Below are 17,471 nucleotides of genomic sequence, written 5' to 3' on the forward strand. Positions count from 1 at the left end.
TCACAGATATGGTACAAGATTTGAGGATATAGTCTGAGGGGATCTCTCTGTGTTGTTTCATTTTGACCATTTTCAATTTAGGTAATTGGATATGACCATTTAACCACTTAATATTCCTATTCACGACATTGGTGGTGTAGCTTTGCTTGTGTCGTTTCTTTTTGAATGTTGGGAACTTGGCAACCCCTTTGAAAAAGGCTTTATAAGCTTTCTCTAAGTTTAGCTGAGCGTTCGCCAAAGCTAAAGAATCTACTTCCTTTAACCAGTCATATTCTTGTTTGTATTTGGCAGGAGTAGGATGTTTCACTTTCCTTAATGCTTCTTTATCATCGTTTAGGTTGTCATACATTGCTTTCCGTTCCGCTAACATTTTGTTATAGACAAAGCGAACACAACCATAGGTTTTATGCATCAACAAAGCCTGTTCCTCCGTTGGATACAATCGAAACTTATAGGCCTTGCTAAGTTTCGACACATCCAATCACCTCCCCTTCTCACTCTCATTATAGAACATAAGTTCGATAAAAGCAACTCCTTTGGGATATCTCCCAACCGACATTCATCTCCCCCTTACCGTTGGACTATGCCCTTCACACGCTTGAAGAGGGAGAATTCTGTCGGAAGTTCGTTAAATAGGGACTTCTATAAAAAAGAGGCCTTCAGTTGAAGACCCCCTCCTGCCAAATTATAGAATGTCTAATCGTGCAATCAATGCAAGCAATACTTGTAATAATACTTGAGCATTTACAGCTACATCTGTATCTGTTGTAGTAACTTTTACGCCTCTTGAATTCTCTACATACGTTTGTTGTTTATTTACCTGGCTGGATTTAATTTTTTCGTAAAGATCCTGGGTAACTCTATCTGCTTTATCACTATCTGCAATAGAAATACTAATGACTAAGGCAATCGCGGCTTGCAACCCAACCTGCACATTTAATGCAGCCTGTGTATCAGTTGTCGAAACTTCCACATCACAAGAATCTTTAATGATAATAGATTCATAAGACTCCTGAAGAGATTTGATCTCTTGTCGCCCTTCCTGATTATCTGTGCTGTGATCGAACGGGTGACACATGCTAGGGTCCAAAGCATTCCACTTCTTTGTCTGAACATTTCTTCCTGTATAGTAAACAGGTCTTCCATTCACATACCTTACTTCTGTCATAGTAACACTCCTTGTCTTTTATATTATTAATATATGTCGGTACAATCTTGTTGCTAAGGCCATTTAACTACTAATTCAATATTTGTTTTATCTAATTGCTATTTTCACTGTTGTTATTTCTCTCACTAAGCGATTGTACACTTCGTTTCAACTCATTAACCAGACTTTTTAATTGCTCCCTGTCTTCTGCACTAAGGTTTCTGCTATCCAATTGGATATTGTGACGCTTAAGTGTTGTCCCAACTAGCAGATCAATAATTTTTTCCGACGTGTCTTTAAAATCGCTGTTACTCACCACCTGAATCACCTCCTAAAAATTAAAACAGTGAAGCTGCATTGCTTAAAACATCAATGGATGAAGGGAATAGAGGATTTATACAACAGTCAATTTCCTCTTTCTCTGATACATTATGTAATTTATCCTGTATGAGTAAGTGCCTTTACCCATTTCTATAAACATTGGCGTTTATAACAAATAATTGTGGCCATTTCATATTTTTTATCTTTTGGTGAACCTTTTATCACATTTAATGGTATAAGTAGATAAAAGGAGATGATGAACATGCAATTAGGTTGGATGATTAGCTTAATTGTCACAATTGTGTTAGGGAATGTCTTTGCAATAGTTATAGCTACATTAAATAAGAAAGTAGTGAAAGATAAGGAGAAGAAAATTGATTTTAAGCAATCAGATATTTACTTTTACTGGACGAGATGGGATTATATCATTATCATATCTGGTGCTTATGCTTTTATCTGTCTGATTGGTCTAGCTGTCTGTTTATTTCAGGAAAAAACAATCAATGACAGCTGGGTACAATTTTTCCTTCACCAGGCGGTAATTTTTTCGATGCTCACAGGGGCATGGTGTATTTCACGGTTAGCTTATGTCTTTAAGGGTATAAAAGAGCGGTGGTCAGATGAATTCAAGTAAGTTGGAGGAATTATTTAATTCTTATCATAGGCAGATCTACCAATTCACTTACCGTTACACACAGGATGAGACATTGAGTGCGGAAATCACACAGGATACTTTTATAAAATTCCATAATTATAAAGAAAGCTTTGATCCAGCCAAGTCCCATATTCGTACTTTTTTATTCAGAATCGCCTATCAGTTAACAATGACCAAATTGAAAAGAAGAAATAAATTTAAAAAGTTATTACCATTCCTGTATGAACGGCATAATGTGTCATCTATTTCATTAGATGATAAAATTTCGATACGTACGGCATTAATGGAATTACCACAAAGCCACAGATCTGTTATTATACTTTTTTATTATCATGCCTTGAGCCATAATGAAATTTCTGACATCTTACAAATACCGATTGGAACAGTAAAATCAAGACTGTATCATTCATTGAAAAAATTAAAGCATCTATTGGAGGTGGAAGATGATGAATAAGCGCGACATTTCTAAAGAATTGAGAGAGAAAATGGATCAATTCAATGTGGATGTACCAGAAATCTCATTAAAACAATCCCTTTCTCAACGAATGGTTAACTGGCTTTCTGAACCAGTGAAAAGTCCAGCAGATTTTCTTTTCAGGCAATGGACACCGCTCAAAATCGCTTTATTTCCAATTGCAGCTTTCGTATGTTCCATTCCTTTTGCTTTCATCTGAGAAACGGAAAGTTGATTACATAAAAGGAACCCCTGCAAAAATTGCAAGGGTTCTCTTCCTCTCACCATCTGTACGCACCTTCACATGTATTCGCCTCAGGTTCATAGTAACAATGCTGTTTAAATTGCCCTGCAAAAGGCTGGTCATACCATGTAGGCGGGCATGCTGCATATGGGTTAAAGTACCAAAGCGCATACTTAGATGGATGCTGTCTCCAGTATTTTAAAGTTTGCTCTGCAAGCCTTCTTTCTGACTCTCTTGCCCTCTGATAGAAAACATTCCCTTTTTGCACAGCTTCAAAGGAGTAATTTCCGCCCTGCACCTGATAGATAACTTGCGGTATTGTCCTTAGCCCTTCAAAGTCTCCACAATTCGCTTTGGCACGATTCACAATTACATTACCCACCATTAACATTCCCAGTTTTCCTTCGCCCTCTGCTTCTGCCCGCATCATCCTTGCCATTAAGTCAACATCACTGCCAGTGTATTTTACCCTAGCCATTAATTATCACCTCTAAATGCATTGTATGAAAAAAGCCTAAATTTGTTTAGCTATAAATGTATTCTTCCTAGACATACAGAGAACATTGCCAAATATCTCATCAAGAGAAGTTAACACATCCACGTCTATATTTCCTACCATAATTATAAGAATGGTTCTCTACCAACACTTATTGCTTTCACTGCCGTTAATTTCCCCATCTCAGATACATCGTTAAGGCACAACACTCAGTACCTTGGATATCTCCGTAAATAGTCAGCAGGATCCCTGACGGAGTATATTCAGTTTTTATAGGAGAAGACGTACCAATTGATTTGATCAGCTGATCCACTTTTTCTCTATTTCCCGATTGCGCGGCAGCCATCAGACTTTGGGAAAATTCTTTCTCAGTAAATTTCTCAAGAACAACAACTGATTCACTGGCAATTTTCTGAAATACGGTTACCGACTGTTCAAACATACTGGTATCAACTGGGGGATATTGTCTATATGAATAGTTCACTGGATAATAAGGGTAATTCACTACCTGAGGATAACCGTTTGTCCCGTAATACATAAAATACCACCTTTTTTATGGGTATTTTATGCATCAACCCAAAATAAGTGATTCATTATTAGAAAGGAAAACACGAGGATGTTGTAAATGGAGATATTTCAAGTTGGATATAATCTCCCAATCTCCACCTGTAAAAATAAAAGCTGATTTTCTATGCGAAAATCAGCTTTTATTGTACATTCAGGCGTTAACTAACTTCATAGCCTTGTTCCTCAATTGCATCTATCATTGCATCAACTGTTACTTTCTCAGAATCATAAGTAACATCTACACTTCCAGCTTCCAGATTCACTTCAGCTGCTGATACGCCATCCAGATCCTTTAACGCACCTTCTACTGACATCTTACAATGACCGCATGACATACCTTGTACACTTAGTGTTTTTTCCATGACTATCACCTCCTTTTAAATCGGATTTCTACAGCTTCGTACGTTTTAAACGAAGTGAATTAGTAACAACACTCACAGAACTTAATGCCATAGCCGCACCTGCAATCCATGGTGCAAGTAGCCCTGCTGCTGCGATTGGAATTCCTGCTGTATTGTATCCAAAAGCCCAGAATAAGTTTTGGCGGATATTGCGGATGGTTGCATGACTAATTCGAATTGCTTTCGGTAAAAGCAATAGTTCTCCACCCAAAATAGTGACATCTGCAGCTTCAATCGCCACCTCTGTACCAGTACCAATCGCAATCCCTATATCTGCAGTAACCAATGCAGGTGCATCGTTCACACCATCTCCAACCATGGCTACTTTTTTACCCTGTAACTGGATCTCTTTTACTTTCTCTGCTTTTTCTTCAGGTAATACCTGGGCAATCACTCGGTCAATTCCTGCTTCTTTGGCAATGGCCTGAGCTGTTCTCTCATTATCACCTGTCAGCATGATTACTTCCATCCCAAGACCTTTTAATTCCTGGATCGCTTCACGTGCTGTTTCTTTAATGGTATCAGCAACTGCCACTATTCCATGGTATTTACCATTAACTGCAATTAACATCGCAGTTTTTCCATTCTGTTCATAATTCACTAATTGTTCTTCTGTACCATCTAATTCAATTTGAAAGTCATTCATTAATTTACGATTACCAACAAGAATTCGTTTGCCGGAAATTTTTACATCAATACCATGCCCGGGTATTGCACTAAATTCATCTACATCCAGAAAATCGACATTATTATCTATGGCATACGCAACTATCGCTTCTGCAAGCGGGTGTTCTGAACCTTTTTCAGCACTAGCGAGTAATTGTAATGTTTGATTATCGCCAGTAAAATCAGTAACTTCCGGTTTCCCTTTTGTAATTGTTCCCGTTTTATCAAGAACAATTGCTTCTAATTGGTGCGTTCTTTCTAAATGTTCTCCACCTTTAAATAAGATTCCACTTTCTGCAGCCTTCCCTGTCCCTACCATAATAGATGTCGGAGTAGCAAGTCCCAATGCACATGGACAGGCAATAACCAGCACAGCAATGGCTGCAGCTAAGGCAGGTTCCATTTGACCCGGTTCCACTAAACTAATCCAGGTTATAAAGGTGATGATAGCAATTCCAATAACTACAGGAACAAAATACCCTGATATAATATCTGCTAATCGCTGAATTGGCGCCTTCGACCCTTGTGCTTCTTCAACTACTTTTATAATAGAAGCAAGTGCCGTATCCTTACCAACTTTTGTTGCTTCCATTTCAACCGAACCATTTTTGTTGATGGTAGAACCAATGAGTTTTGCGCCTGGATCTTTCTCCATTGGAATAGATTCCCCCGTAAGCATTGACTCATCCACAGAAGTCCGGCCTTTAACGAGAATACCGTCTACCGGTATTTTTTCGCCAGGTTTAATAATTAAATGGTCTCCAACTATTACTTCCTGCGAAGGAATCATAATTTCTTTCCCGTCTCTTATGACGCGTGCCTCTTTTGCCTGCAAATTAAGCAGTTCAGATAAAGCATTTGTTGTATGGCTTTTCGCCCGTGCCTCCAAATACTTCCCGAATAGAATCAGTGTTATTAAAACGGCACTTGTCTCGAAGTATAAGTGTGGCATATACCCCGGGTTACCGATGGTGCTAAGAGCTTCATATAAGCTATAGAAATAGGCAGCACTAGTCCCCAACGCAACCAGAACATCCATGTTCGCCCCGCCATTTTTTAAATTCTTATATGCACCGACGTAAAATTGCCATCCAATAATAAATTGAACAGGTGTTGCCAGGGCAAATTGGAACCATGGATTCATAAAAAGTCCCGGCAGCTGGGTACCAAATAAGTGGACAAGCATCGTTAATAGTAATGGTGCAGAAAGGACAGCAGAAATAATCAATTTTATCTTCTTATGGTACATTTCTTTTTCTTTATATGTTTCTTTCTCCTCTGCGTCTGCTTTCGGCTTTGCATCATAGCCAATGTTTCGTATTTTTTCAATTAGTGCATTCTGATCAACTAAACCGGAGTTATACTCTACTGTAGCACTTTCTGTTGTTAAATTTACTGTTGCCTGCTTAACCCCGCCTTGTTTATTCAGAATCTTTTCAATCCGATTGGAGCATGCCGCACAAGTCATCCCCATGACATCGAGTTCAACTTTGTCTGTTTGTACCCCATAACCAATCGTTTCAATTTTTTTCGTAATATCATCAATAGAGTTTTTATCAGAATTGTAATCAATCGTTGCCTTTTCTGTTGTTAAATTAACTTGCGCTTTTACTCCATCCATCTTATTCAGCACCTTTTCAACACGGTTGGAACAAGCAGCACATGTCATGCCGGTTATACGGAGTGTTGCATGATTAGTTTCTCCCATAATACTTCTCCTCCTTACTTGGAAAACTGCTTCATCACATTCATTAGTTCATCAATGGCATCTTTTCCATCACCCTGCCTGATTGCATCGCTGACACAATGGTTGAGATGCCGCTCTGTAACAGAGAAACCTACATTTTTCAATGCAGATTGAATGGCACTTATTTGGACAAGTATATCCATACAATAGCGATCATCCTCCACCATTTTCTGGATGCCGCGGACCTGGCCTTCTATACGTTTTAATCGATTAATAACTTTTTGCTTTTCATCATTTGTTCTCGGTTTACTTGGTTGATCATGTAAAAATTTTTCCAAATAAATCACTTCCTATTCTTTATAGTAATACTATACCCCCCTATAGTATTATTGTCAATAAAAAAACTCCGGATTATTAACAAGGGATGAACGTGTAATGTAAAAGCCACTGAAGCGAATGAGTCTGCCCCGCACAGAAAAGGAGAATGTGGTTTTTACACAATGGCGGCAGCATATACTGACAGTAATCATAGGCTTTACTTTTTCTCATACATTCATACCGTCTTTCCATTCGCTTTTTTTGCATTGATGCTTCTGCTTACTGAAAAACTAAAAGAAGAACAAAGGTATTTTCCATAGCTTTAACCATTATAGGGAACTAAAAGGCTCGTATGCGCAGAATAGCAGGGAGCCATCTTTCATATATTTTCACCTTTTAAATGAATGTATTCTTGTCCTGATATAAGACAATATTAGCCTTAATTTACAGTGTTAATATTAATCGATATCGGCAAGTATGATCCCCCAGAATGCATAATATCCAGCTCGATGTGTCCATTATTTTTAACTGTTTTATAATCAATTACATTTATTACTTCGTTATTAGGCTCTAACTGATGTATGTTGAACACATCTTCTCCCGTCTTAACCGTACCGCTGTATAAGCCGCCTCTGCTGGCAAGTCTCACTCTTATTGTTTTTTCTTCACCAGATTCATTAACAAAAGGAATCTTAACTTTATACACAACACCATAATGTCCCATATTCGATACGGACACAGCATTCTCTACTAAACTATTTTCCGCATTCAGCATATTATCCGTTTTACCATTTGATATGTTATATGACTGTTCACCATCTTGCAGTACATCATAAGATGGTAATTCAGCAGAAAGTTCTGAACTGCGCCAAACTCCCCTTGGATGCAGGTTATTCTGGTCAATAGGAACAGGTACAGAATCTATTTTGGTTAAATCGGTGTTTTCCGTACTTACCACTGTTCTAATAATATAATTTAAATCGCCCGTACCGGAAGTTTTCATAACCGTAAAATCATTCAAAAAACCTATTAATTCGCCTGGATTTAAATTATAACTCCCTATCTGAATAGTTTCTCCATGGTTAGCCTGGTTATTGTTTAATTCTATATTGTGTAATCGATTGTTTAATACAGCTTCTGAAACAGGAAGCCCGATATCATAGTCCCAATTAATTAAGCTAGTTTTATGAATACCTTCTAAGTTCCTTACTTCGATTGTATTTGTTTCAGACAAATTTTCAAGAGTTATTCCAACGGTTACTTCTTTGTTAAACTCATTCACATGCCATCCAACCACCCTGTGATCTTCTGATGTACTATTTTCCTTCACTACATCATTCCACAATGTAGAATTATTCTCTTTGATTGTATTAGCATTTATATTCTCCGGATTATCACTTAACATTAGTCTTCTGTCACCGGACATTTTCACATCCGCTATATCTTGAATGTTTGAAATCACACCATGTTCCTTTGATAGAAAATCAGCTAAAAGCTTTGGCATGGTGATAGAAATTACCTTTGTCTCCGTATTATAATCTACTGTTCCACCAAATGATTCACCAATAAGCCTAAGAGGGATCATGGTTTTACTATTATAGATAACCGGTGCTGCCTTTATTTCTAATGGCTGTTCGTTAATAAAAGCTGTATGTGACCCGATTTTCAAATATAATTTCGTATTGCCTTTAGTAGCGATAACAGATTCTTCTTCCTGATTCCATGACACTGTTGCCCCTATCGCTTCAAATGTTTCCCTTATCGGGACTAAGGTAGTTCCGTCCTTAATAATTGGTTTCACTGGATAACTTACTTTTATACTATCAACATACACTTCCGATTCAGATATGGCATACTCCTTATTTTGTGCAGAAATATCCTGATCACCAGCCGCTGAAATCGAATCAATAAATATAAAAGAAATTATATAAATAATAAACATTGAACTGATCGATTTTTGCATTAATAATCGTTCTCCTATACTAATATTCAGGACAAGTATTTCATTTACTAAACTTTGAAATTTTAAAAGTAGGTATATGAACCTATCCTGTATATTCTATATTTCGATAAAAAATGCAATATCCCTTTATTTTTATTACAGGAAATGCCCTTCAAGAGAAAGAATAGCAAACTAACTATATAACTCTTTTTTATTATTTGTATATTCCCATACTAATTTGCGTCCTTCAACCATCTCTTCCGTCATATGTAATGTAAGTATTAATTACAGGAGGGATATAAAATGAGTAAAGAGTTAAACCTCAAGGTAGACCAAGATGTTGAATGCTGTGGTGTTTCCTATCCAGAGGGTATGGAAGCTTGCTGCGGATCTGATGAAAGTGCAAAAGCGGCCGAGAAAGAAGAATGCGATTGGAACTCTTCAGAAGTCGCTAAAAATCCACATTCAGTCTCTTGTTGCAAGTAAATGTAAAAGAGGGTAACTACAAGGATGGCAGTTACCCTCTTTTAAAAATATGAATTTTGTTTTAGGGGAAATGCAGACGATTTAGCGCTGTGATAACTGTGTTAGATATTTGCTGATTTATCCGATTTAAAGACAGAACTCTGGCTTTCGCACGCACTACTCTTACAATCGTTATCCGCTTCATAATAATCTAAGATATTACCGTATTGATCTGTCTTAATATGGCAACAGGCCACCAATAGCTCTTTTAATTTCAGTCGCCCCCTTTGCACCCGCGACTTCGCTCCAGAAAAAGACATCCCTAAATGACTGCTTAAATCTTTTTGAGACATACCGTTTATTTCTGTCAGCAAAATTGCTTCCTTGTATTTGTCTGGCAATTGTTTAATAAAGGGTCTGATACATTTAGAAAGCTCTTTGGTTAATGTTTCATTTTCCTTATTTTCTGCAACTAAATCAACTGGCAGCTCTCCCATTGTTTTTTTTCTACGATAATAATCAATAATCGTATTGCGGGTTATATTATAAATCCAACTGCTGATTTTTTCATCTTCTTTTAATGTATGATGGGATTTAGCTATTTTTAAAAATACATCCTGTACAATATCCTCAGCAATATATTGATCAGATACTCTTTTTGAAACAAATCCTTTCAAAGGTTGGTGAAATTTTTTCCAAATAATCTCTATATCCATGATTATTCCTCCATTAAAATCCATTTCTATATAAGACGACAGTTTTTATAAATGGACGCAAAATGGTCTGTCTGTAAAGAGAATAAGCATAAGCGACCATACAATTATATCATTTTACTTCTTTCGTACGGAAACTTCATAAAAATAAGAAATAGTTCGTTTCAGAAGTAAGACTTTTGATCGGTGGGGATTGCAGAGTGTGTGAAGTGTAAATATTATCCAAGGAATGACGACTTGATTAAAAAAATGAAAAGGATGGAGCAGCATTGGAATAGGTGAGTGGTTCAGGAATTCAACAGTTTATACGGCAATCCTGTAATCTATTTAAAGAAATGGTTTAGAGGATAAAACTAGAATCCCAGAATTGAATTCTAGTTTCTCCCCCTTAAGAAGTTAATGCTAATCAAATTCTAATTAAAATCGTCGGGATTCTTTTCGCTCTCATTCTTCTTCGTATCATCCACTTCACGTTGTGGATCAATATCACGATTAGGATCTTTCTTCTTTAAATTTTGTTCAGCAGAATCTTGTTTTTTATTATTGTCAGTCATATTAATCCTCCTTTTGTTAAGTTCTTCAATAGCTAACGGAATACGTTAGTGTCCACCTTAAGCAACTACTTTGGAATGTTCAAACCATCACAGAATAGCGAGCGCGTTCTAAAAGAGCTGCTCACTTATTTATTTTTCATGACATGATATCGACTTCAATTAATTATCATGTCTCATAAATGGTATTCTCGTTTTTTTGAACTATTAAACCATATTAACGCCATTTAATATTTTTGTAATATGCTTTTACCAGGCTCATGTTATTTCATGATTTGAGAATAAGAGAATTATTGTAACCAACTTATACTCGGAACAATTCCCTTATTCCGTTTCGTATATGAATAAATTTTATCTCATCGGGTATATAGTGAATAAACACAGAAAAGGAGGACTTGTAATGGAAAAGAAAATTATCGGTGGAGTATTTTCAGATGTCGCCACTACGGAAAAAGTAATAAAAGAGTTGAAATCCGGCGGCTACCATTCTAAGGATATATCCGTATTTGTGCATGACAAAAGTAAAGCGAATGTGCTGGAAAATGAAACGAAATCTGGCGTCATTACCAACCATGAAGGACGCGAGAAAAATGCCGGTAAAGGAGCTGGTATTGGAGCTGCATCTGGCGGTATACTCGGTGGTCTCAGCGGATTGGTTGTTGGACTTGGACTATTGACCATCCCGGGAATTGGGCAAATCGCAGCAGCAGGTCCCCTGGCAGCAACACTAACCGGAGCAGGAATTGGCGCAGGTGGCGGAGGTATCGTCGGCGCACTCGTCGGACTAGGTATACCAGAAGAACAGGCAAAGCAATACGAAGGTTTTCTAAAACAAGGAAAAATCATTGTCTTGGTCGAAGTAAATGAAGAACACGAAGGAAGGATTTATGAAACATTTCTCTCCCATGATACAGAAAATAGAGGAATGTATCCTGAACATGCAACGATCCACAACAATAGAGCAAATAGAAGATAAGTGAATTTTTTAAGATAGGGAGATGCTGTTGATAGCATCTCCCTATTCGATGTAATTTGGGTTTCGCGGACTTTCTATTTGGGATTTCTCATTTTTCCCGGAGAGATCAGAATGCATTTATAAAAATAACTAAAAAGTCCATTATGCACTAACATTCATTTAGGAAGTTAGCTTTTCAGCAATCATTTTTAATCCTTCTGCACGGGAAATTATAAATCTTCTCATATACTTTTCTAAAAATATTTTGTCAGCAATCAAACCTATTAGACCAAATGGTGACTTATATTCAAATGTATCTATCATAATGGTCCCCCCGCTTTCTTCCATAAATTGATGTTTATGCGTGAAAGAGTGGAAGGCACCTTTTAGCATGATATCAACAAATACTTTAGGCTTGTCCATATAAGTCACTTTTGCAGTTAATCTCTGTTTTATACCAAAATGTGTTGCTTCCCAAGTAACCGTATCCCCTTCTTCAAGTAAACCTTGTGTCACACCAGCCACAGCTGTTTCTCTAGTTCCAGCTGTTGTTTTTATATGTATATCCACGTTTCTCGCTAGATCAAAGAAATTATCTACAGGTGCATCTATAAACTGACTATGTTTAATAATAGGCATGGAAAATTCTCCTTTGTTAAATCCCTTTACACCTTCATTCAGCTATACCTTTTTGTCTTTTGAATGCTGTTAAATTTCTTATAAAAATATAAAATTTCTAGTCATTTCAAGAGCAATCACAATTGGTGTTTCTTCATAAAATCACCGATATCTGATTTGTAATCTGTTATTTGGCTCAAGCGTTTATCACTGAATAAGATAGATGGTGCTGTACAAAAAAGCACAAGCGACAAAAGGTAAAAAAACAAAGTTGTTGTAACAGTATATAAACCATGATTTGACACAGTAATAAATAAATTGCCAACTCCAATGAAAAGCATTATAACCAGATTAACTAACATCACTCTGTTTCTTGGCGAAACTTCTAAAGCAGGTTTGTTCTTTTCTATATACTCTGAATATATATATGGAAATAAACTCACAAATAAAATACCAATAACACTTATCCAGAATGCCCAAGTAAAAGAGATTGCAGTTAATAGAGGTGTAAAGTTTAATATTCCCCATGTAGAGAATATAATATATGCAAACGTAACACCGTACTTTTGATGTTCATTTCTCAGTTTAAAAGCAAAATATAGACAAAGTAAAAACGAAAATGCGGAAATGCTTAAATTAAAAATTAAAGTCGTTTTATTATAATCAGGGATAAATGCAAATATAGATCCAACAAATATATACACGCATGCCATAATTATATTACCAATAACACGTTGATGAATGGTAGTAGTCTCTTTCATTATTTTATCTCCTTTGCTATTTTTAGTTAGTTAATATTACTCTGTGAAGTCTCGGGGTACAATTTTTTCTTTTCTCAAAATCTAGTTAGCATCGTAATAAAACATGTATCTGAAATTATTCAACGAAACTCCCCTCTAATAGATTTTTTTATAACATATTTTTGTTATACTGTTCATATCGTAAGATAGTTTTTGACGCTACCCTTGTTGTTAATCCACATCTTAGGGGGACAAATATGAAAAAATCACTTCTTTTTTGGACATTGCCAGGTTTAGTCTATTTCTTAGTTATGATAATAATTGATATATTTCGTAATCAACCAATAGATTATTTAGGTAATTTGATACAAACAGCATTTATAGTAATTTTCTTTAGGCTTTGCTATTGGGCTGAAGGACATTTAAGAAAAAAAGATAAAGAGAGCAGTTAAGTGGTTCCCCCCAAATGTTAGATTTTTTATTATGCTGCTTTGCAGATTGGCTGAATGAAAATCAGTATTCTACTGGATTCAATTCAGCGATTTTTTCATAATAAAGAGTCCTTGTTACATCAATAAATAGACGTGATAAGTGGCGGGCATTTTTATTTGCATGTAGTTTATTTTTTACTTACCAAGTTATCTACGCCTTCTAATCTTTAACTTTTGGTATGCGCCTGTTGAGGCTTGACTACAAGCTCTGCTACCAATCCCCCCAAAAAACTGACAACGGCTTAATCGAATGACCAAGAATTTTTTATTAGTTCACTTTTTTTCGATTTTGAATTTTTAAACAATAGCATTAAAGGGTAAAATAATCAGCATAAGTGAAATCCAGTTTCCGCCTATACTTAGTAAAAAAAATAAAAATCTAAAAGTCCTATTAACCAACAGCTGCTGTTACACCAGGAGATTCTACGAATGGGATAAATGACCACAAAGTTATACCGAAGTATTGTATAACGATGTTTACCTCATTTAATTGTAATAGAAAATCTTGTACCATTTGACGAAACATAACTATTCCCCCTTTAGGTCAGAAGACCAACAATTACTGTCCTCCTTTTCATTCTTTCGCCCCCACTCTAAAAACTCCCTTGTTCAAGAACCCTGCTCGTTTAAGTAATAAATGCATAATGTCACATAAATTCATTCTTAAATAATGGTACCACAAGATAAAGAATAATTGTTTTATATTTCCAAAAAAGATGTAAAAGCTTTGTTGCGCCGTATTGTCTACTAAGTAGCAAATGAAGATTTTTATTAATGATTATTATTTTAGTTTTTACAATTAGTTTAGGCGTATAATCCGAAAACTGAATAGCTAGGATAAGTTACTCCTAAAACACGAAACTTTCAACGTGAAAATTAAGGGGGAAGAAGAAATCATTAATGTTTTATAGGAGAATAAAGAAGTTTATATTCAATTTAGTGAACAATTAGGGGAGATTACTACAACAAAGATCTTATCTTTGCAAAAATCGAATGACAACATGGTTATCCTTTCGTCATTAAGACCTTATCCATCAAAGATGTCTATCTTCATGTTACACAAAAAGGAAAAGAAGCCTCTCAAAAGTTCAGTGAACTAGTTATTGAGAAGCTTCCGTTATAAACCTCGTGTATTAGCAAAATGTTAGCATTTCACTCTCTTCTTACTTAAAACTCGGGTTAGGCATGTTGGCTAGTCGCTCGGAACATACCGCCCATATGCATTTTAGAGTGACGTAGTTAAAGTTCGCCATTAAGTGAACGGACTTTCTAAATTTATTAAGAGGTTGGGGGTAGTTGTTTTTTCCAAAAGTAAATTTAGTGTATAGTTAAACCCTGCTCTTTACACCACTTAGCTACACTCAGTTCATTTTCCAGTACCAAAGAAAAGGCGGAAAAGGAACTTGTCCCCATGTCTTCTCGACGTCCTCTACTTTCTTTAAAATCACATTATCGATATACACTTCATGCGCTTGATTTGGTGTTGTTCCTTCAGCATCATTCCCTAGTGTAAAACCAAATTTTGCTGCAATATCAGTAGACTCATTCATCTCAAATGTATACGTATAACTTTGTAATGTATCATTTAATAAGACTGTCTTATCAAAATACCCTGTCCAATCATCATCTTCTTCCCCATTGTGTTGGATCTGAAGACGTAATGGTCTGTCAACACTCGATTTAGCATCAAATGATACTTCATACGTTGCATTCTCTTCCAAATGTACACCATGCTGGAATAATTGAATATTCCAGTCTTCAGTCCCAATATTGTCAATCGTAGCCTTAACTTGTCCTTCTTCATTCACTTCAAAGCTTGCTTGACCAGGGTTATATGCTTCTGCTCTCCAGTTAGCCAATCCATCAAATAATCCATTTTTAAGTAGATTTCCTTCTTCTTGTGGTAAAGGTAATGCCTTCATAAATACATTATCAATATTCACATCATGTTCATTACCACCAATATTAAAATGAAGTTCTGATTGACTATCTGTGGCTTTATCCATTGTAAATTGCACAGTGTACTCTTCAGTGTCAGGAACTAAACTTATTAATTCTTCATAAACTATTTCATATTCTGAATTAACTACACTTACTTTTATATCTCTCTCCGCTTCTGCACTTGCATCAAATGTTAACTGATACGTTTTCTCTGACTTTAAATTTAAATTATCTTGAATTAATTGGATGGACGTCTCCTTACTTCCTCCATTGTTAATTCTAGTTTCAAATCTTCGTTCATTTACACCACTTCCAATATAACTTGTTGCATCAGCAGTATCGTCTATACGAAAATCCCAAAATCCCATTCTATTTGTACCTTGATCAAATGTTCCATTATAAATATAGTTTCCTGTTGGCAGAGGATCTCTTACTATTGTGGAAGGGTCAACAGGTGGTGCATCAGCTATTTTGACCAGTTTTACATCATCAAGTGAAATGTCACCATCATCTAATCCCATGTTAAATTCAAAGCGAGCTTTAAGATCCGTATCTTCATTCATTGTGAATTCAAATGAGTAATCTTCCCAAGCCGGAGTTATCGTAAGTGGTTCCAGTCCTGCGTAATCACTCCATCCACGATCGCCCTCTGAACCTATTTTAACCTTTAATGGTCTTTCATGTTCTGCTTTTGCTTTAAAAGATGCTCTATATTTAGCACCTTTTTCTAATTTAATTGGGGACTGTAGTAACTGTACTCCATGCTCCACGTCGCCCCCTGATTCAATTTGAACATCCATTACCCCATCATTCACATCGAGTGTAGCATTGCCGCCTCCATTTGTATACGTCCAATAATCAGAGAATTGCACTCCTTCGATTCCATTTACCTCAGTATCCTCTACGTCAAAACTGCCATTGTAAACATAATTACCATCCTCTAGTGGTTCTCTTACTTCTTCTACTTCCTCATGTTCAGGCTTTTCATGTATTGGGTATTCATCTTTTTGATAAACACGGACATAATCTACCGCCATTTGCTGTGGAAATACAGTTGTTTCATCAGGGAACCCAGGCCATGAACCACCGACTGAAATATTCATAATTAGAAAGAAGTCTTGATCAAATGGTGCTGGATACGTATAATCTGCTGCATTATCATCATGTTTAGTGAACCAGTCATTCGCAGTGTGATATAAATGGCCATCAATATACCATCTAATTTCTCCTGGTTCCCATTCTATACTGTAGGTATGATAATCTTGATCGAATGTTTGGCCGTCTGGTAATGTATACGTTCCTTGTCGTTGTTGATGAGGCTTACCAAAATGGATTGTTCCATGGATAGTATCAGGTTCATGGCCTAATAATTCCATAATGTCAATCTCTCCACTTACTGGCCATGTCCCATAAAATGGTTCATCCTCAGGCATCATCCAAATGGCTGGCCAAATCCCTTGTCCTGTTGGCATTTTTGCTTTAACTTCTACTTTTCCATATGTCCACTTTTGCTTTCCTTTTGTGATTAATTTTGCTGAAGAATAGTTATATGTTTCCCCATCAGCTTCTGTTATATCTTCTTTTCTGGCTTCTAAAATAAGCGATCCATCTTTAACAAATGCATTATTTTCTGTGTATGATTGGATTTCTCCGTTATATCTTCCATTGTCAGGACGATCATAACTCCAATTTTCCATATTAATTTCATTACCATCAAATTCATCAGACCATACCATTTCCCAATCTTCAGCTTGTTGGTCTTTATCTGTTTCTGTACTTTCTTCAGCTGAAACACTGCCAACAAAAGAAAAACTGGAACTAACAAGAAATACTGCAGATAGAACCATTAAGATTTTTTTTAGATGCATAATAATCCTCCCAAAAATTTTTAATTAGGGTAACCGGTTTCTCAAAAAGGTAAACGATTACAAAACAGAATAAATAAAAAGTGTTTATCCTATCTGATAAATATTCAGGATAATCATAGGTTTAATATATCCTAAACACAGAGAAAGCGGTTTCCTACTTTCATTATATTCACCTGCAAATCTGATGTCAATACAAAATAAATAGATTTGTGAATAAGTATGTTGTAAAAC

21 protein-coding genes are annotated in these 17,471 nt (G+C 36.1%); 6 read left to right on the forward strand and 15 right to left on the reverse strand.

What is annotated here, in order from left to right:
* The 3 genes from BMW36_RS18790 to BMW36_RS18800 all read right to left on the reverse strand — a co-directional run.
* Positions 1-475: RNA-guided endonuclease InsQ/TnpB family protein (locus tag BMW36_RS18790; RefSeq protein ID WP_139180342.1), on the reverse strand; the 475-nt coding region annotated here is incomplete at its 3' end.
* A gap of 210 nt (positions 476-685) precedes the next feature.
* Positions 686-1,168 (reverse strand): spore coat protein, encoded by a 483-nt coding sequence (locus BMW36_RS18795; protein ID WP_089744013.1) that lies wholly within the window; start codon positions 1,166-1,168, stop codon positions 686-688.
* 91 nt (positions 1,169-1,259) lie between these two features.
* Entirely contained in the window at positions 1,260-1,466 is a 207-nt protein-coding gene (locus BMW36_RS18800) for a hypothetical protein (RefSeq protein WP_089744015.1), read from the reverse strand.
* Between the two features lie 264 nt (positions 1,467-1,730).
* Between BMW36_RS18800 and BMW36_RS18805 the strand changes: the two genes are divergently transcribed.
* Genes BMW36_RS18805 through BMW36_RS18815 form a run of 3 tightly spaced genes read left to right on the forward strand, consistent with a single transcriptional unit; the run spans position 1,731 to position 2,797 of the window.
* The gene (locus BMW36_RS18805; protein WP_089744018.1) at positions 1,731-2,102 is read left to right on the forward strand and encodes a hypothetical protein; all 372 of its coding nucleotides are present in this window, start codon (positions 1,731-1,733) and stop codon (positions 2,100-2,102) included.
* The gene (locus BMW36_RS18810) at positions 2,089-2,577 is read left to right on the forward strand and encodes an RNA polymerase sigma factor (RefSeq protein WP_089744020.1); all 489 of its coding nucleotides are present in this window, start codon (positions 2,089-2,091) and stop codon (positions 2,575-2,577) included. The genes BMW36_RS18805 and BMW36_RS18810 overlap by 14 nt, the downstream gene beginning before the upstream one ends.
* Entirely contained in the window at positions 2,567-2,797 is a 231-nt protein-coding gene (locus tag BMW36_RS18815) for a hypothetical protein (RefSeq protein WP_089744021.1), read from the forward strand. The genes BMW36_RS18810 and BMW36_RS18815 overlap by 11 nt, the downstream gene beginning before the upstream one ends.
* A gap of 61 nt (positions 2,798-2,858) precedes the next feature.
* Here BMW36_RS18815 and BMW36_RS18820 read toward each other — a convergent pair whose 3' ends face one another.
* From BMW36_RS18820 to BMW36_RS18845, 6 genes are all read right to left on the reverse strand, one after another.
* Positions 2,859-3,299 (reverse strand): cell wall hydrolase, encoded by a 441-nt coding sequence (locus BMW36_RS18820; protein WP_089744023.1) that lies wholly within the window; start codon positions 3,297-3,299, stop codon positions 2,859-2,861.
* A gap of 187 nt (positions 3,300-3,486) precedes the next feature.
* Positions 3,487-3,855, reverse strand: a complete 369-nt coding sequence (locus BMW36_RS18825; RefSeq protein ID WP_089744025.1) for a YuzC family spore coat inner layer protein — start codon at positions 3,853-3,855, stop codon at positions 3,487-3,489.
* A 187-nt stretch (positions 3,856-4,042) separates the two neighbouring features.
* On the reverse strand, positions 4,043-4,246 hold the full coding sequence (copZ, locus tag BMW36_RS18830) for a copper chaperone CopZ (RefSeq protein ID WP_089744026.1): 204 nt from the start codon (positions 4,244-4,246) through the stop codon (positions 4,043-4,045).
* Between the two features lie 28 nt (positions 4,247-4,274).
* Positions 4,275-6,659, reverse strand: a complete 2,385-nt coding sequence (locus BMW36_RS18835) for a heavy metal translocating P-type ATPase (protein ID WP_089744028.1) — start codon at positions 6,657-6,659, stop codon at positions 4,275-4,277.
* A 14-nt stretch (positions 6,660-6,673) separates the two neighbouring features.
* The gene (locus BMW36_RS18840) at positions 6,674-6,976 is read right to left on the reverse strand and encodes a metal-sensing transcriptional repressor (protein ID WP_089744030.1); all 303 of its coding nucleotides are present in this window, start codon (positions 6,974-6,976) and stop codon (positions 6,674-6,676) included.
* Positions 6,977-7,395: 419 nt separating this feature from the next.
* Complete coding sequence (locus tag BMW36_RS18845; RefSeq protein ID WP_089744032.1) at positions 7,396-8,919, reverse strand: copper amine oxidase N-terminal domain-containing protein; 1,524 nt, start codon at positions 8,917-8,919, stop codon at positions 7,396-7,398.
* A gap of 282 nt (positions 8,920-9,201) precedes the next feature.
* Between BMW36_RS18845 and BMW36_RS18850 the strand changes: the two genes are divergently transcribed.
* On the forward strand, positions 9,202-9,384 hold the full coding sequence (locus BMW36_RS18850) for a hypothetical protein (RefSeq protein ID WP_089744035.1): 183 nt from the start codon (positions 9,202-9,204) through the stop codon (positions 9,382-9,384).
* 101 nt (positions 9,385-9,485) lie between these two features.
* Here the strand turns inward: BMW36_RS18850 and sigZ are convergent, their stop codons facing one another.
* Positions 9,486-10,079, reverse strand: a complete 594-nt coding sequence (sigZ, locus tag BMW36_RS18855; protein WP_089744038.1) for an RNA polymerase sigma factor SigZ — start codon at positions 10,077-10,079, stop codon at positions 9,486-9,488.
* Positions 10,080-10,489: 410 nt separating this feature from the next.
* The gene (locus BMW36_RS20455) at positions 10,490-10,630 is read right to left on the reverse strand and encodes a hypothetical protein (protein WP_175480523.1); all 141 of its coding nucleotides are present in this window, start codon (positions 10,628-10,630) and stop codon (positions 10,490-10,492) included.
* A gap of 397 nt (positions 10,631-11,027) precedes the next feature.
* Between BMW36_RS20455 and BMW36_RS18860 the strand changes: the two genes are divergently transcribed.
* Entirely contained in the window at positions 11,028-11,603 is a 576-nt protein-coding gene (locus BMW36_RS18860; RefSeq protein WP_089744040.1) for a general stress protein, read from the forward strand.
* Positions 11,604-11,762: 159 nt separating this feature from the next.
* On the opposite strand, the gene BMW36_RS18865 is transcribed toward BMW36_RS18860, so the two are convergent.
* Together BMW36_RS18865 and BMW36_RS18870 are read right to left on the reverse strand one after the other, a co-directional pair.
* The gene (locus BMW36_RS18865) at positions 11,763-12,221 is read right to left on the reverse strand and encodes an SRPBCC family protein (protein WP_089744042.1); all 459 of its coding nucleotides are present in this window, start codon (positions 12,219-12,221) and stop codon (positions 11,763-11,765) included.
* 116 nt (positions 12,222-12,337) lie between these two features.
* Positions 12,338-12,961 carry a hypothetical protein gene (locus BMW36_RS18870; protein ID WP_089744044.1) on the reverse strand — a complete coding sequence of 208 codons (624 nt, stop codon included), beginning with the start codon at positions 12,959-12,961 and terminating at the stop codon, positions 12,338-12,340.
* A gap of 236 nt (positions 12,962-13,197) precedes the next feature.
* Here BMW36_RS18870 and BMW36_RS18875 point away from each other — a divergent pair, with 236 nt between their 5' ends.
* Positions 13,198-13,392 carry a hypothetical protein gene (locus tag BMW36_RS18875; protein WP_089744046.1) on the forward strand — a complete coding sequence of 65 codons (195 nt, stop codon included), beginning with the start codon at positions 13,198-13,200 and terminating at the stop codon, positions 13,390-13,392.
* A 430-nt stretch (positions 13,393-13,822) separates the two neighbouring features.
* Here the strand turns inward: BMW36_RS18875 and BMW36_RS20780 are convergent, their stop codons facing one another.
* Both BMW36_RS20780 and BMW36_RS18880 read right to left on the reverse strand, forming a co-directional pair.
* Entirely contained in the window at positions 13,823-13,957 is a 135-nt protein-coding gene (locus tag BMW36_RS20780; RefSeq protein WP_281243079.1) for a hypothetical protein, read from the reverse strand.
* Between the two features lie 835 nt (positions 13,958-14,792).
* Positions 14,793-17,240, reverse strand: a complete 2,448-nt coding sequence (locus BMW36_RS18880) for a carbohydrate binding domain-containing protein (protein ID WP_089744048.1) — start codon at positions 17,238-17,240, stop codon at positions 14,793-14,795.
* Positions 17,241-17,471 lie beyond the last annotated feature (231 nt).

This window comes from Gracilibacillus ureilyticus (assembly GCF_900111195.1).
GTDB lineage: Bacteria > Bacillota > Bacilli > Bacillales > Amphibacillaceae > Gracilibacillus > Gracilibacillus ureilyticus.

Bases quoted from the DNA above. Each gene is read 5' to 3' on its own strand.
- BMW36_RS18795 (WP_089744013.1), bottom strand. From the start codon at position 1,168: ATGACAGAAGTAAGGTATGTGAATGGAAGACCTGTTTACTATACAGGA.
- BMW36_RS18805 (WP_089744018.1), top strand. From the start codon at position 1,731: ATGCAATTAGGTTGGATGATTAGCTTAATTGTCACAATTGTGTTAGGG.
- BMW36_RS18810 (WP_089744020.1), top strand. From the start codon at position 2,089: ATGAATTCAAGTAAGTTGGAGGAATTATTTAATTCTTATCATAGGCAG.
- BMW36_RS18815 (WP_089744021.1), top strand. From the start codon at position 2,567: ATGATGAATAAGCGCGACATTTCTAAAGAATTGAGAGAGAAAATGGAT.
- BMW36_RS18820 (WP_089744023.1), bottom strand. From the start codon at position 3,299: ATGGCTAGGGTAAAATACACTGGCAGTGATGTTGACTTAATGGCAAGG.
- BMW36_RS18825 (WP_089744025.1), bottom strand. From the start codon at position 3,855: ATGTATTACGGGACAAACGGTTATCCTCAGGTAGTGAATTACCCTTAT.
- copZ (WP_089744026.1), bottom strand. From the start codon at position 4,246: ATGGAAAAAACACTAAGTGTACAAGGTATGTCATGCGGTCATTGTAAG.
- BMW36_RS18835 (WP_089744028.1), bottom strand. From the start codon at position 6,659: ATGGGAGAAACTAATCATGCAACACTCCGTATAACCGGCATGACATGT.
- BMW36_RS18845 (WP_089744032.1), bottom strand. From the start codon at position 8,919: ATGCAAAAATCGATCAGTTCAATGTTTATTATTTATATAATTTCTTTT.
- BMW36_RS18850 (WP_089744035.1), top strand. From the start codon at position 9,202: ATGAGTAAAGAGTTAAACCTCAAGGTAGACCAAGATGTTGAATGCTGT.
- sigZ (WP_089744038.1), bottom strand. From the start codon at position 10,079: ATGGATATAGAGATTATTTGGAAAAAATTTCACCAACCTTTGAAAGGA.
- BMW36_RS20455 (WP_175480523.1), bottom strand. From the start codon at position 10,630: ATGACTGACAATAATAAAAAACAAGATTCTGCTGAACAAAATTTAAAG.
- BMW36_RS18860 (WP_089744040.1), top strand. From the start codon at position 11,028: ATGGAAAAGAAAATTATCGGTGGAGTATTTTCAGATGTCGCCACTACG.
- BMW36_RS18865 (WP_089744042.1), bottom strand. From the start codon at position 12,221: ATGCCTATTATTAAACATAGTCAGTTTATAGATGCACCTGTAGATAAT.
- BMW36_RS18870 (WP_089744044.1), bottom strand. From the start codon at position 12,961: ATGAAAGAGACTACTACCATTCATCAACGTGTTATTGGTAATATAATT.
- BMW36_RS18875 (WP_089744046.1), top strand. From the start codon at position 13,198: ATGAAAAAATCACTTCTTTTTTGGACATTGCCAGGTTTAGTCTATTTC.
- BMW36_RS20780 (WP_281243079.1), bottom strand. From the start codon at position 13,957: ATGTTTCGTCAAATGGTACAAGATTTTCTATTACAATTAAATGAGGTA.
- BMW36_RS18880 (WP_089744048.1), bottom strand. From the start codon at position 17,240: ATGCATCTAAAAAAAATCTTAATGGTTCTATCTGCAGTATTTCTTGTT.